Annotated in this window: 17 protein-coding genes; 2 read left to right on the top strand and 15 right to left on the bottom strand. The window is 41.1% G+C overall.

Annotated features, from left to right (window positions below; translation table 11 throughout):
- Positions 1-36: 36 nt before the first annotated feature.
- Together AABK36_RS06365 and AABK36_RS06360 are read left to right on the top strand one after the other, a co-directional pair.
- The gene (locus tag AABK36_RS06365) at positions 37-1,638 is read left to right on the top strand and encodes a GmrSD restriction endonuclease domain-containing protein (protein ID WP_309941387.1); all 1,602 of its coding nucleotides are present in this window, start codon (positions 37-39) and stop codon (positions 1,636-1,638) included.
- Between the two features lie 230 nt (positions 1,639-1,868).
- On the top strand, positions 1,869-2,672 hold the full coding sequence (locus AABK36_RS06360; protein ID WP_309941385.1) for a DUF2971 domain-containing protein: 804 nt from the start codon (positions 1,869-1,871) through the stop codon (positions 2,670-2,672).
- Between the two features lie 114 nt (positions 2,673-2,786).
- Here the strand turns inward: AABK36_RS06360 and AABK36_RS06355 are convergent, their stop codons facing one another.
- The 15 genes from AABK36_RS06355 to AABK36_RS06285 all read right to left on the bottom strand — a co-directional run bounded on the left by AABK36_RS06355 (position 2,787) and on the right by AABK36_RS06285 (position 12,847).
- Complete coding sequence (locus tag AABK36_RS06355; protein WP_309941384.1) at positions 2,787-3,596, bottom strand: hypothetical protein; 810 nt, start codon at positions 3,594-3,596, stop codon at positions 2,787-2,789.
- A 13-nt stretch (positions 3,597-3,609) separates the two neighbouring features.
- Positions 3,610-6,102: a zincin-like metallopeptidase domain-containing protein gene (locus tag AABK36_RS06350; protein WP_309941383.1), complete on the bottom strand. Its 2,493-nt coding sequence runs from the start codon at positions 6,100-6,102 to the stop codon at positions 3,610-3,612.
- 2 nt (positions 6,103-6,104) lie between these two features.
- A complete protein-coding gene (locus AABK36_RS06345; protein WP_309941381.1) occupies positions 6,105-6,239 on the bottom strand; it encodes a hypothetical protein in 135 nt (44 codons plus the stop codon).
- A 7-nt stretch (positions 6,240-6,246) separates the two neighbouring features.
- Positions 6,247-6,696 (bottom strand): hypothetical protein, encoded by a 450-nt coding sequence (locus AABK36_RS06340; protein WP_309941380.1) that lies wholly within the window; start codon positions 6,694-6,696, stop codon positions 6,247-6,249.
- Between the two features lie 2 nt (positions 6,697-6,698).
- On the bottom strand, positions 6,699-7,172 hold the full coding sequence (locus AABK36_RS06335) for an N-acetylmuramoyl-L-alanine amidase (RefSeq protein ID WP_309941379.1): 474 nt from the start codon (positions 7,170-7,172) through the stop codon (positions 6,699-6,701).
- On the bottom strand, positions 7,169-7,654 hold the full coding sequence (locus tag AABK36_RS06330; RefSeq protein ID WP_309941377.1) for a hypothetical protein: 486 nt from the start codon (positions 7,652-7,654) through the stop codon (positions 7,169-7,171). The genes AABK36_RS06335 and AABK36_RS06330 overlap by 4 nt, the downstream gene beginning before the upstream one ends.
- Positions 7,655-7,715: 61 nt before the next feature.
- Positions 7,716-8,210: a hypothetical protein gene (locus tag AABK36_RS06325; RefSeq protein WP_309941375.1), complete on the bottom strand. Its 495-nt coding sequence runs from the start codon at positions 8,208-8,210 to the stop codon at positions 7,716-7,718.
- Positions 8,211-8,259: 49 nt separating this feature from the next.
- Positions 8,260-8,430, bottom strand: a complete 171-nt coding sequence (locus tag AABK36_RS06320; RefSeq protein ID WP_309941372.1) for a hypothetical protein — start codon at positions 8,428-8,430, stop codon at positions 8,260-8,262.
- Positions 8,390-9,100, bottom strand: a complete 711-nt coding sequence (locus tag AABK36_RS06315; protein WP_309941370.1) for a hypothetical protein — start codon at positions 9,098-9,100, stop codon at positions 8,390-8,392. Before AABK36_RS06315 ends, AABK36_RS06320 begins: the two co-directional genes overlap by 41 nt.
- The gene (locus AABK36_RS06310) at positions 9,084-9,335 is read right to left on the bottom strand and encodes a hypothetical protein (protein ID WP_309941368.1); all 252 of its coding nucleotides are present in this window, start codon (positions 9,333-9,335) and stop codon (positions 9,084-9,086) included. Before AABK36_RS06310 ends, AABK36_RS06315 begins: the two co-directional genes overlap by 17 nt.
- A gap of 10 nt (positions 9,336-9,345) precedes the next feature.
- Positions 9,346-10,983 (bottom strand): hypothetical protein, encoded by a 1,638-nt coding sequence (locus AABK36_RS06305; protein ID WP_309941366.1) that lies wholly within the window; start codon positions 10,981-10,983, stop codon positions 9,346-9,348.
- A gap of 2 nt (positions 10,984-10,985) precedes the next feature.
- Positions 10,986-11,285 (bottom strand): hypothetical protein, encoded by a 300-nt coding sequence (locus tag AABK36_RS06300; RefSeq protein WP_309941363.1) that lies wholly within the window; start codon positions 11,283-11,285, stop codon positions 10,986-10,988.
- Between the two features lie 2 nt (positions 11,286-11,287).
- On the bottom strand, positions 11,288-11,674 hold the full coding sequence (locus AABK36_RS06295) for a hypothetical protein (protein WP_309941362.1): 387 nt from the start codon (positions 11,672-11,674) through the stop codon (positions 11,288-11,290).
- Between the two features lie 52 nt (positions 11,675-11,726).
- A complete protein-coding gene (locus tag AABK36_RS06290) occupies positions 11,727-12,338 on the bottom strand; it encodes a hypothetical protein (RefSeq protein ID WP_309941361.1) in 612 nt (203 codons plus the stop codon).
- Positions 12,339-12,385: 47 nt separating this feature from the next.
- Positions 12,386-12,847: a hypothetical protein gene (locus AABK36_RS06285; protein ID WP_309941360.1), complete on the bottom strand. Its 462-nt coding sequence runs from the start codon at positions 12,845-12,847 to the stop codon at positions 12,386-12,388.
- Positions 12,848-12,852: the final 5 nt, after the last annotated feature.

Below are 12,852 nucleotides of genomic sequence, written 5' to 3'. Positions count from 1 at the left end.
AAGCAAGTATATTTCAATCATATAACATAATTATAAATGTCAGCCAACATAGCCAGTAGACTTGAAACTAGAACCCCATTTCTCAAAGAATTAATTGCAGATATAAATTCTGGGCAAATAAAAGTTCCTCAGTTCCAACGACAATTTGTATGGAAAGAAGAGCAAGCTTTAAAACTCTTAGACTCTATTACAAATAACTACCCTATTGGTAGTCTTCTATTATGGAAAACTAAAAATTCACTTGCTGTTGAAAGAAATATAGGTGAGTTTAAACTTCCAGAAACTGATGACATGTCACCAACCGATTATGTTCTTGATGGTCAACAGAGGTTAACAGTCATTTATTCTGCATTAGGTGCTTTAACTGATGATGAAGGATTTGATGCGGTCTATGATTTAATTGATCAAGAATTTAAAGAAGCACCCGAAATTTTCGATCAAACTAAATTCCCATTGAGAATAATATATAACACTACCAAACTTCTAAATTTTCGATCTGGGCTTGTTAGTTATCCTAATGCTGATGAACTTCAAGATAGACTAGATGGACTAATCGACGTAATAACTAACTACAGAGTCCCAGTTGTAACTTTAAAAGAACTTACAATAGAAGAAGTTTGTCCAATATTCGAGAGAATAAATAGCTCAGGAACAAAGTTATCTACATATGATTTAATGGTTGCAGCAACATGGACAGAAAGTTTTGATTTAAATGAGGAGGCTGATAAAATTGCTATATCACTGGAACCAAAAGGATTTGATGACATTGATGGTAACACTGTATTAAAGTGCTTATCAGCTATTAAATTTACAGGAATTAAAAAAGATCAAGTACTTAACTTAAGAAACTTGAAAAAAGATGAGATGGATGACATAGTAGAAATAGCAAAAAAAGCTTTGCTTAAAACTATTGATTTACTGAAAACAGAGTTTAAAATTTATAGTTGGGATTTTCTACCATATGAAGCTATTGCTATTGTATTATGCTATATTTTTTCAAAAAGAAAAACATTAAACCTTGAAGATGTAAGACGAGTTCGAAAATGGTTTTGGCAAAGCACATTTTCTGAAAGATATAGAGGTGCTTCAGAATCATTCGTTTCTCAAGATCTTAAAGCTATTGACGCTTTTATTATTAATAAAGAAAATCCTAAGAAGCCTTTTGGTCAGCTCCCCAATATAGAAACTTTTAAAAAACTTTCATTCAGAAGTAATAATTCACGGTCTAGAGGATTAATTATACTTTTAGCTTTAAAATCACCTCGCAATCTAACAAATGGAGCTCTAATTGATCCAGAAAAAGCCCTTTCTCATTACAATTCGAAACAGTTTCATCATATATACCCAAAAGCATATTTGAAAAGAATATCATCACCAGAGGAACATAATAGTTTAGCAAACTTTTGCATGTTAGCTGCTTCAGAAAATAATTTAATAAGTGACAATAGCCCTCATGAATATTTACCAAAATTGATAAATAAACTAAATAACGAAGCACCTTCTGTGTTCGCTTCAAACTTTCTTCCAAACCCAAACAATGTTGATTATTCAACTCTAAACTATAAAGATTTCTTACATAAAAGAGCCGAATTATTACTTAATGACTTAATTAAACTAGCTAATGGGGATCATATTTAAATTTGTCTCCAATAGAGTATTCAATTATCTAATAATCTTTACCTTGCTAAGGTTAGGATAGTTACATTGACAATAGAAAACCCAATGAGACTTAAGTTGATTGCTTATTTTTATAAATAAAACAGGTGTATTTTTTAAAAAATCACGTCCCACCTCTAAAAAGTTTAATTAGGTTACGAATAAAATATTTTACTATTAATCAAACAAATATGAATTCGATTTATAAATACATGACTTTCAGAGAACAATTTTTTGAGAATTTTCTTTTACGAATATCAACATTCGGAGAGTTTAATGATCCATTTGAAATGATTCCTGGTTATGAATTGTTTAAGCATGATTATAAGACTATAAATTCTATACTAAAAAATAATCCTAATGAAGGAGATGCCTATTATGAAGATTATATGGATACTATGACTGGAGCTCGAGCATCTCTAGGGGTTATCTGTTTCTCTTCAAAATTAGACAATTTACTAATGTGGTCTCATTATGCAAATAACCATGAAGGAATATGTGTAGAATTTGATGCTGAATCTCCTTTTTTTAATGGCCAATATAAAGATTGTGGATCTTCATTATTTGAAAATCTTGATTATGACACTAAAGATATTTACGATAATGTTGGCACTTTAAAAAAAGTGGAGTATTCAAATATAAGACCTTCAGTTATTGAAACTCGAGCTCTAATTGATGACACAAAATCATGGCTTGTTAAGTCGAAAGAATGGGAATATGAAGATGAGTATAGGATAATATTACCTTTGGATAGAAGTGAATCAAAAAAAATTAACGACTTAAACATTTCTTTATTTAAAATAGATAAAGAAATCATTAAATCGGTAACAATGGGGTGCCAAGTTCAAGAATCTGTAAAAAAAACGATCTCAAATTATTGTTCAAAACTTAATATTCCTTTAAAAGAATCATTTATAAGTACTACAGACTATAAATTAGACATATTTGACTATCACCCAAAAAATCACTCAAAATATATAAATATGTATAACATCTTCAGAGTTACTAAATATTAGAACTAAAGCCATAATCACATAGATACATCATAAAATAAACTATCTTATGATGTATCTATATGATTACTTATTTTTTCTATTAAAAGATATCTTTAAATGTATAATATAAAGGTTTTACTCTTTTAAAAGCTTCCCATCAAAAACCCCATATACCAAATCATCACCCTGATATCTGTTTTTCTCCCAGACGGCTAAACCGCCATCTTTGACATGGCAGACTGCTTGCGCGTCGTAGTCTGCCATGTTTCCGCCTCTCGTACCTCCCTTGGTATTGGATTGAAAGATCACAATAAATACCGTTTGCTTAAATTCCTTTCTGAGCTTGTCAAAATCATCTTGCTTGATATCCGGAATCTTTTGCCATGAGTCTATGCAAACAACATCAAACACCTTGGCTGCTTCTCTAATCGAATCCAAGCCTTTCGGACATTCCGATGCAGTCAAGATCTTGGATTGATTCTTCTTGTCGATGTATTCATTTTTATAATCGTCTTTGATAAGCTTTGCTGAAGCGTCAATTTCCAACGTAAAAAAGCCTATCTCTTTGCCTTTGCTCGCAAAAGCATTCATCACTTGAAAAAGCAATCGAGTCTTTCCGGCTCCTTTATCACCACGTAAAACCATGCTATACTCGTAAAGCTCTATTTCTCCCATCCATTTGCCAAGATCTCCCGGAAGTCTCATAACATCCGTTTTAATCATTTTGGGAGGTGAAGCAATAGGATGAAATAAACCATTCAAGGCTTGTTTTCTAGTTTTTTTGACTGGCTTTTTGATAGCTTTTTTCTCCACCTTCAAAGCCTCTGGATACTTTTCCTCGATTTCGGCCATGAGTATTTCAAGCTCGGTTTCATAGCGTCTGGGAGCTCTTTTGAACTTTCGATAATCTTTCTGTAGGTCTTTTGGAAGTAATGAGATATTCATGGCTTTATGAGGTTTAAAACATGGATGTTTGCTTTGACTTTTCGGCTTTGGCAAGGTAAGGCTTCAGTATGCTTTCGCCTTTCTGCTTGCTGATCCTTCCGGCTTCAACAGCAACTTCAACTTTTCTTTTCTTCTCCAAATAGATCTTTTGCTCTTCTGTGAGCTTGGCATCTTCTTTTTGCTTGGAATTTGATAATTTCTTGCTTGTTGTGGGTTTGTCAATGACTACCAGTCGAGTCTTGACGCCTGTCTTTCTAAAGGCATCGTTTCCTTTGAAAATATCATCTGGAAGCTTTTCAGCCACACCGCCAATCTCTTCAATAAATTCTCGGAAAGCCTTTGCCTTCTTTTGGCTATTGAAAAAAGGACTTTCCGACATGATCGAAACGATTCTGCCGCCATCCTTCAAGCAATTATGATAAGCGTGCATCACATGATCAATGTCCTGAAGCTTTTCAAACGGCGGATTCATGATGATGTAATCATATTCCTTTGCATGCTCCAAAAAGTCGGAGCCTATCACCTCAAAACCTTTCAGCTTCAAGATCTTTTGAAGTGACGGGGTCATTTCAATCACTTTCAAATAATTATTTGGATGCTTCTTACTGATGCCTTCAGCGATATGGCCTAAGCCTGCCGATGGCTCCAAAATTCTTTTTGATTCATTGGCAATATTAGCCTCATTCAACATCCTCTCAACAAGTGCCAGAGGCGTAGGGAAAAACCCTTTTTGCTTGCTTTGCCTGAACTGATCCTCTAGCGCTCGAATCTTTTGTTGTTTCTTCTCGTGTTCATCCACAGGATCCACAGCCGAGAAACTTAGCAAATAATGATACGCTTGCTTGGCTCTTCTGTCACTTTCGATGCCTGCGTCCTTTAGGTAGTCTTGATAATATGAAAAGTTCTTTTCAAACCTTGCCTGATCTCCTTCCACATTATAATAGTGATATCCTGCGTTTCTAGTCTCTGAAGACTTCAAGAAAGGCACTAAATGCTTCTTGGAAGCTACCGGAGAAACACCTTGAAGCAAAGCGTAAACTTTGTTTTCCTTCCAAGCTTTGGCAAGCCCAGTCACATAAGATTCTAAAGTTTTGCTCTGATTATAATCAAAAAGCTTAGAATTATATTGAGCCAGTCGCTTGTTCGTGTTTCGATTGTAGCCCTCAAGTGCTTGCTTGGTCTTTGCATTCGCCTTTTTCAATCTTTCCGCCCAAGCCTCGAACTTCTTGGCCATTTTCAAATGATCCACTTTGGGAGCTTCAGGCTTCTTTTTCGGTATGGGACTTGGTTTAGGTTTAGGCGTCGGTTTTGGAGTTTTCTTGGCTTTTTCTTCGGGTTTGTTGTCCGGCTGTTTTTTCTTCTTGTATTCCGGACTGTATTCAGGTTGAAAGGCTTGCTTTCCTTTCTTTTTGCCATGAATGAAATCAGCCGCGGCTTGCGCCTTGTGCATGGTTCTTACGATCCACTTTTCATCTTGCTTCATGGCATGCCTTATGGCGTCCTTCCATGACTTGATATAGCTTGCCGTATTATTGACTGTTGAAAATAATATGCCCGCATCGCCGCATAAAAATGAAGCGCCAAGTTCCGCCACAAGCTCTTCTTCCGCATAATGCTTATCGCCAAATTTGCGCCCTTTGGTTCTTTCCGGATCATCCAGACGATTAGGCGCTACTGTCGAATGAACGAGTTCATGAAACAGCGTTGAATAATAAGCTTGAGGAATTTTGAAAGTATCAAAATAAGGCATTTGCACATGGTCGGATGTTGGGCTGTAATACGCTCTTTCACCACCATGTGATATCTTTGGTCGTTCCGGCATGCCCGTAACGATATTGTTGGCCGACTCAATGGCTTCATTCTCGAACTTTTCGCCTTCCACCTTGGTCAAGCCAAAGTCAATGCCTTCGATATCCGCCCCATTGAACACCCGGTAATATTTCAAAATCGGATACGCTTTGTCATTGGGATTGTCAGAAGCTTCATACTGAGCTTTGGTGATGCGCTTGTTCTTGTCATCTCGATAAATCATCTCGTAATAGACCACAATCTCGCTTTTGGCGCCTTTCTTTATCGTTCCTTTTTTAGCTGAAACTTGCTTGAAGGTCATCCAAAAAGGATGAGGTCTATTCGCCATCATCAACAAAAACACATTGATGCCTCTGTATTTGGAATGGCTGACAAAGTTCATTGGAATTCTAGGCACCGGATCACCATTGCTCATGACATATCTGTCCGTAGACCAAGGTTTTCTCCATGGCAAATCATCGTTTTTGTTGATTTTTTCCAAAATCATGTCCGTAATGATTTGATACACATCCTTGCCGCCTTCCAAGCCCGAAAGTCCGCCTACGTTTTCACCGTTCTCGCCGTACACTTTCAGAGCTTGCCTATTGGAAAGGTAGGGAATTCCCTCAAGTCCTCTTGCAGGCTCTTTTTGCTTTTTCTTCTTGCCAAAAATCTTCGCGGCGAGCAATCCGCCACCCAGTAACGCTAATTCTAACATATTCAATCCATTAAACTTGTAACAACCACCGCTCCGACAAAACTCGAAGCGATCACCCAAGGCAAAGGCTCTTTTTTGAGCTTCTTAGCCAAATAGAATCCAAGGATTCCGCCTGCCGCGGATCCCCCGGATACCATGAGCGGTTTATTTTTTATCAAAAGTTTCATAAGCTTTTCCCCGGTCTTTCTTTTTCAAAAATGACAAGTCGATATTCGAAGAAATCCTTTCGGAAATTTTCTCCAGCGAACGCCCAGCGACATATCCGCCAATGCCAATCTTGATGATCTGAATCAATTCCATTTCAAGCTCACGGGGAACATCCGCGGTCCATCCGAAAAAGATGCTCATCAAAATGACTCCGAACATCAGCATGAGAATGGGACGCCAAGACCTTTGAAGAAAATTGCCGTTCATTTCCTGTTTCAAGAGTTCCGTCCGCTGCAACTGCAATTCGAACATGGCATTCATAATCATGATTTTGATCTTTCCGACTTCCTGAAGTCTTTCATGATCGGAGGTGCTGAGCTTGTCAATGGATTTTCCGACATTGTTTAAAAGCTCGCTTGCCTTCTTGGCAAATATTCCTTTCAGCATGACTACACCAGTTTGCCCTCGACGATATGCTTTTCATCAATGCCAATGGATCTAAGCCACGCAGGCACATCGAACCCCGGACATGACTTTGAGCTGATCTGATTATGCCCGATGATCTTCGCATCAGGATGCCTTCTGACAAAATAATGACAGTAAAAGAACATGGTCGCCAGTTGCTCGTCCGTTCGCGTGTCGCCGCCTTTGCCTCCGGCATACACCACATGCCTTGAAATAGCATTATAACCTCTTGCTCCCCAAGTGCGCTCTTCCTTCTGGACAAATTCGTCTTGATCATATGGCCTCAAGTTTACAAGCTCTCCGCATAATCCGATCATATCCGAATAGCCCGGTCTTGACCAACCACGACCTCCTTTTGCCACAGGCGACATATGCCAATGGTCAATATCTTCTTTGCTCACCACACGACCAACTGGCGTGTCGGTGCAATGAAGGACTAAGTACTTTAATTTTTTCATGCGTTATTTTTGATTTTGTTTTTGAATAAAAGAAGGACGCCGCCCAACACCGCGCCCGTGACTCCAATCGTCGTAGCCGTGGTATCCATGGGCGAGTCCATTCTTATGCGATTATCAATCAAACCAAAAGCGTCTTCAATATCTTGGTCCGTTACCTTGGCGCTGTCTTGCGGCAAATTCTCCATTTGGATAATGGCTTTCGCCAATTTCTTCAGCGTGGCTTTATCCGTTTTAAGGACCTGATGCGTGCCTATTCCGGTGCGTTTGGAAACGAAAAGTACATAATTTGCCGTCTTGTTCTCATGCGGCGGCGCCCATTTGTGGATTAATTTCTTTATCGTGTTGTAGCCGTTTTTGATCTTGTGTCGCATGTTCAATATCCCTGCTCTAATGCCATAGGGAAGGGTTTTGAACTGCTCGAAACGCTTGTCCAACGAGGGGACTTTCCCTTTCCATTTGGTCTTCGTCAGCACTAAATTCATAGGATTGTTGTTTCTCAATCCCCGGCTTTTCACATGCGATGCGTTCAGGTATGATTTCATGCTAAAGGAAATATTCAGGTTGAGTCGATTTTAGGCGTTTTGATCTAAGTTTAGCCTTTTGGCGAATGCCGCCCAACAGCGGTTTTCCATTTTCCAAATACTGTTGAAAACGCCTTCTTTCCGTGCTGCTCAAATCATTCTGCAAGTCTCTTTGAAGCTCCCGTTTGAACAGCGTTCGATAAGCCACCGCCAACTGGCCAAAGGATATTTTTGCCCGGTAAGCATCCAAAGCCGTGCTGTACAATACGCCCTCATTCGTGCCGTCAATGATATAGACTTGTCCGGAGGGAAACAGGGCTCCATAAATGATATCGGCAAATTTCAAGGCTTTGCCTTCCTTGCTGTTTTCGCCGAATTTGTCAATGGCTTCCTCATAACGCTTGCGATCCAGAGAGCTTTTGATATTCTTCCAAGCGTAGATCGTCAGGGCGCCTCCGCCTAGGATCAACCATACTTTCGGCGGAATGCTTTTGAAAGCTCCGCCAACCATGGACATAACGGACGATGCGATAATGGGTGCAGCCATAATAATTCAGTTTTTTAGTTTATATCAAGTGTTGAAATTGCTTGATCTTCTTGTTGATGCCTTTCTTGCCCGACTTGCTTGCAAGTATGCGAAGAGACTCAACCGTCAGATTCTTTTTAAGCGTTTCCAAGCATTCCAGCTTGGCTTGCTCACTCTCCTGTTGGAGCTGCTTTTTGTTTTTTAGTAACATTGCTTTTGATTTTGATGACATTATTGATAAGACTTTGAATTACTTTCGCCTCATTGCCTTCGAAGTGGGAAACATGCGAAATCAATTCCTCTACTTTCTCCTGCGCCTGCTCGTCCACCGAGTCGAACCATTTGCGAAACATGGTCGGAAAATATTGCTCGTCCTCATCACTACCATCTTCTGCCAATTGTGCGCCCGTCATCGAGCTAATAAGTCCGGTCAAGGCATTGGCCAATTTATCATTCGAGGCAATCGTTTCGGCGATTCCGGCAAGCCCTTTCTTATGCTCTCTTTCCGTCTCTTTCAGGCTCAAAGAGTGCTCCTTGTCTTTGTAGGCCAGTTGAACCGTCAGTTCATTGGATTTTTCCCGTTCCTTTTCGTATTTCTCTTTGAGCTTTTCCAGTTCATTTTCCAGCTTGTGTTGCCGCTCCTTGAAGTCGGATTTTTGCTCGTCAAGCTGTCTTTGCTTGTCAGCTATGATATGGTCTTTCATATCCATGCCTTGTCCGCTGTAAGGAAATTCCTGAGCTGTGTTTTTTGGCGTCGCAGGATTATTCATGGTTGCTTTCTTTAATTGATAATCATGGCTTTTTCGGCATTTGGTCGTGCAAAACACCTTGCGTCGTTTCGACTCAAACGTTTTGCCGCATCCTTTACAATCGATCAGCATTCTTTTTCTCCTTTCCCTTGAATTTCGAATAAGTGTCATGCGCCGAGTTGAACGCCTTGGTCGTAATCCAAATCAATGAGACAATGCTCAAATAGGCCAGATAGCCGTCCGACTTCGTGAACATGAGCATGTCCGAGGATATGGAAAGCTTCACAACAGAAGAGTAGCACACGTTCAATGGCACAGCCAGAAGCGTGGCGAATGTTCCGATGAGATTGCAAAGTTTGAGAAGCATGAGTCGTCGTTTATATCGTTTGAAAATTGTCAAGGATCTCGAAGCGCGCGCTTTGAATAGCGTTGCTCGATTTGTTGATGAGCCGAACGGAAATATTGCCGTTTTCAATGGCAAGCGTCGCCTCCAAAGATTCTCCGCCGTAAAGCGTGAAGGTTTCCGACTCTTGGGGAAACAAAAGCACTTGGCTTGCCCGAAAGCGCACAGCGATTTGCTCTTGGCTTTCCAGCGTGATGCTGCCGATCACCAGTAGGAAAGGAGCATGCAAATGCTTGCTATAGCTTTTCAAAGGAACCGAAACATTGCTTTCCATGGGCTCGTTGGCTATGCGGCTGTCAAAGAATTGTGTCTTGGTCAGCGTAACATATTTTTGCGAAGGAGGCCCGGAAATAATGTTTGTCGCGCGATGGATCAAGCCTTCCTCAAAGCCTATCGAATCACGCTCCACTTGGCTAAGATTGCTTGTGTCCACAAAGAAAATCTTGCCGTCTTTGAGCTTGACTCTGAGCTTGGACATGTCAAGGCTTGAGTGCCTTGTCACTTGCTCGATATCCTCAAAGGCAAACAAGCTTGTGTTGACTTTTCCCAAATACAAGGCTTGATTTACGTCAATGACGCCCATCTTGCTCGTGAATGCGAACACTCCATCCGTAAATGCAAAGCTCTCATCCGCGGCTAGGTCGGTCATCGACTGCATCGGGTTGCCGTTGTAATTCAAAGCCAAACGCTCGTTTTTGATCACAGACACCGCCACCCGGCTAAAGTCGTAAATATAAAGCGCTGAAGCCGTCATGAAATGGAGCTTCATATCCGGTCCGTTGTGAAAATGGCAAAGCTTGATCAATGGCTCATGCAGCCACAAATTGTCAAACTCCGGACCTTGAAGCATGATATTGGGCTCGCTTGAAATGTTTCCCAATTGATCATTTCTATAAAATGAAATCGTGCCTTGATCATCCTGTAAAATCAAATATTCATTGCCATAAGAAATCACCGAAAGCAAGCAGTTTTTCACCGCTGAAGCTTCGATCACGCTTGAAATGAAATTCGTGTTTGGAAGATTGGAACTTTCTAAAATATAATGATCATTGACAACGCTGAAGAAATCAGGATCTATTTGCAAGTAATGAACGCCCGTGCTCGAATTGATAAAGCACGAGAACCTTCCGGCAGGCGGAGGTGGCCCCAATTCAAAAGTCACTGAGTTGAGCTTCATTTTCGGCAAAGTCTTTCCTTGGCCGTTCGCGCTCGTCGAGCTTATTTCATTGGCTACTTCCCAGATCGTCGTGTTCTTGAGCTTTCCGACAAGGCGGATCAACCAATCCTCGCCATTTGCCAAAAACAAAAAAACGAACTCCGGATATTTTTCAAAGAACTCAAAACTTGGCGTGAAATGCGCTTTGTCCACCGCCGAGTGCAAGGCGTAGCCTTCAGGAATCACATCCACAAAACGCTTGTCCTCTGCAATTCCGCTTATTCCCGGCACATCCACCTCAATGAAGATGCTCGTGTTTACAGCTGGCAAATATTGCTTGTAAATCTTGCCTTCAGCGTTCAAAGCATACACATAATGGCCTTGCAAATCTTGCTTGACATCCAGTATATTCATCATATTACTGACGGTTCCCGTTCCAAACGATTCTAGTCCCATGGCTAACAATTTTTACGATTAACGACATTTTTTTGAGTGGATTTATAACTGACTACCAAGGCTTTGTTTTCGCCTTCACCTTCGAATACTATGCTTCGGCGTCCTTCAAGCTCATGCTCCGGCACAAGGCCGATTTCTCGCTGCGTCTTAGGGTAGATTTCCATCATTTCCATGCCTTTGTGACCGTATCTGATCAAGCTTTGGCCGTGGTTTTCGATGCAAATCCCGTAATCTCCATCCACGGAAAATTCCTCGTTGGATTGAATAATGGATGCTGACTCGGTGAGGATATTTTTAAGCATGGCTAGTATCTGCTTTCATTCTTGCATCTGCACTGCTTGCGCTGGCACAAAATGGAATTTTCCACCCTGAACTGCACCGTCACATTCAATTCTCCGCTTTCCGAAGGCCTGAAAGCAAGCTTCAATTCATTGTCCTTGTTATCAATATCAAGGGGATAATACGTGTCGATCAAAGCCAGATCCTCAAAAGTCTTGTGATGCGCCGCGTCTTCAAGCACCTCGTCCCGGTTGGAGATTTGGACATGATAATGCGACATGGTTTTCTTATTGGTAAAGAGTCGGATCCCTGAGATTTGATCATAATCCTTGTCGATTTGAATGGTCTTGGTCACCGGACTTGCTCCGCTGATATCAAATGTTTCCGATATGATTTTTATTGCTTTGCCCATGGCTTAAAGGGATTGGTAAGCATGAAGCCCTTAAGCCTCATGCTTCTGTGAATTATTTGATTCTTGTGTAATCTCCGATGAATGAAGTCTCGAAAAAGTAATTCGCGTCGTCAGGCATCTTGTCATGGAATTTGATTTTCACATTGATTTTCTTGTCATCCGGGAAAATGTTCCAGTTCGAGAACTTGTAGATCGCTTCTCTCACAGGCTGTTCAGATTTGGTTTGCATCAACAGCAATCCGATTCTTTCCTCAAAAATACTTGTGCCGTCCACTGAAACGATCAAGTCCGCGTTCAAAAGCTCCGCCGGGATATCGTCGCTAAGCACGTTGGAGTATTTCACTTTCTTAAGATCCGTTTCGCCGTCGTTGGCCGTTTTGGAAAAGCCAACCAACAAGCCTTTCGCCACCAAAGCTTCGCCCAAAGGCAACTTTTGGTAAGCGATGTTTCTCACGCCGTAATCGAAATTGTCATTCGGCTCGATAAGCTCATTGTCTCCGCTCAATCCGCGAATGTTTCTTCGCATGTAAACGCTTGAATCCTTGAGCTTGATTCTTCTGTCGTCAATGGCATCTTGAAGCTTCACGCTCAATTGCTCTTTGATGCTGTCATGCTTCAGAAATTTCACTGAAGCGATGTCCTGAAATGTTGTTGTTGCTATCATAATGCTTTTTATTGCTGTGGATAAATAAGGTTAATGCGGGGGAAGGATTATATCATCGCTTCGTCGTCGGTTCCCATCAACGCGCCTTGACCGTCATGATCTTCGGACAGGAACAAAGCCTCGTCGATTTCATCATCACCCGGAAGCTCTTCGTAATCAGCGTACTCATCGCCGTAATAGGTTTGATCGTCGCCGCTAAGTCCACTAAGCGCAGGCACGAACTTTCTCAAAGCGCTTGGCTTGCCGTCCGCGCTTTCCGGAATGAATTGATTGATCTGGTCGATTGCTCCATAAATGGCAAGACCCGTCAAGACCTCTTTGGCTTCCGAGCTGTCGATTTGCGTCTGCAAACCGAGAGCTCCAACGGCCATCAATCCGCCGACCCATTTTTTAAGTTTGAAGTTCGCCGGAACCATCGACTTGATAAGTTTTCCGCCCGATACTCCTGCGATGTTGAGAGCGACTTTCACTCCCGTATCCATCATTTGATCTGTTACTTCTTTTTTCATATTCG

Source organism: Aureibacter tunicatorum (genome assembly GCF_036492635.1).
Taxonomy (GTDB): Bacteria; Bacteroidota; Bacteroidia; order Cytophagales; family Cyclobacteriaceae; genus Aureibacter; species Aureibacter tunicatorum.
The sequence above is the reverse complement of the archived record's forward strand: the minus strand, read 5'-3'. Positions and strand labels throughout refer to the sequence as shown.

Bases quoted from the DNA above. Each gene is read 5' to 3' on its own strand.
- AABK36_RS06300 (WP_309941363.1), bottom strand. From the start codon at position 11,285: ATGCTTAAAAATATCCTCACCGAGTCAGCATCCATTATTCAATCCAAC.
- AABK36_RS06350 (WP_309941383.1), bottom strand. From the start codon at position 6,102: ATGTTAGAATTAGCGTTACTGGGTGGCGGATTGCTCGCCGCGAAGATT.
- AABK36_RS06325 (WP_309941375.1), bottom strand. From the start codon at position 8,210: ATGTCCATGGTTGGCGGAGCTTTCAAAAGCATTCCGCCGAAAGTATGG.
- AABK36_RS06295 (WP_309941362.1), bottom strand. From the start codon at position 11,674: ATGGGCAAAGCAATAAAAATCATATCGGAAACATTTGATATCAGCGGA.
- AABK36_RS06305 (WP_309941366.1), bottom strand. From the start codon at position 10,983: ATGGGACTAGAATCGTTTGGAACGGGAACCGTCAGTAATATGATGAAT.
- AABK36_RS06330 (WP_309941377.1), bottom strand. From the start codon at position 7,654: ATGAATTTAGTGCTGACGAAGACCAAATGGAAAGGGAAAGTCCCCTCG.
- AABK36_RS06355 (WP_309941384.1), bottom strand. From the start codon at position 3,596: ATGAATATCTCATTACTTCCAAAAGACCTACAGAAAGATTATCGAAAG.
- AABK36_RS06360 (WP_309941385.1), top strand. From the start codon at position 1,869: ATGACTTTCAGAGAACAATTTTTTGAGAATTTTCTTTTACGAATATCA.
- AABK36_RS06285 (WP_309941360.1), bottom strand. From the start codon at position 12,847: ATGAAAAAAGAAGTAACAGATCAAATGATGGATACGGGAGTGAAAGTC.
- AABK36_RS06290 (WP_309941361.1), bottom strand. From the start codon at position 12,338: ATGATAGCAACAACAACATTTCAGGACATCGCTTCAGTGAAATTTCTG.
- AABK36_RS06340 (WP_309941380.1), bottom strand. From the start codon at position 6,696: ATGCTGAAAGGAATATTTGCCAAGAAGGCAAGCGAGCTTTTAAACAAT.
- AABK36_RS06335 (WP_309941379.1), bottom strand. From the start codon at position 7,172: ATGAAAAAATTAAAGTACTTAGTCCTTCATTGCACCGACACGCCAGTT.
- AABK36_RS06310 (WP_309941368.1), bottom strand. From the start codon at position 9,335: ATGCTTCTCAAACTTTGCAATCTCATCGGAACATTCGCCACGCTTCTG.
- AABK36_RS06365 (WP_309941387.1), top strand. From the start codon at position 37: ATGTCAGCCAACATAGCCAGTAGACTTGAAACTAGAACCCCATTTCTC.
- AABK36_RS06315 (WP_309941370.1), bottom strand. From the start codon at position 9,100: ATGCTGATCGATTGTAAAGGATGCGGCAAAACGTTTGAGTCGAAACGA.
- AABK36_RS06345 (WP_309941381.1), bottom strand. From the start codon at position 6,239: ATGGTATCCGGGGGATCCGCGGCAGGCGGAATCCTTGGATTCTATTTG.
- AABK36_RS06320 (WP_309941372.1), bottom strand. From the start codon at position 8,430: ATGTTACTAAAAAACAAAAAGCAGCTCCAACAGGAGAGTGAGCAAGCC.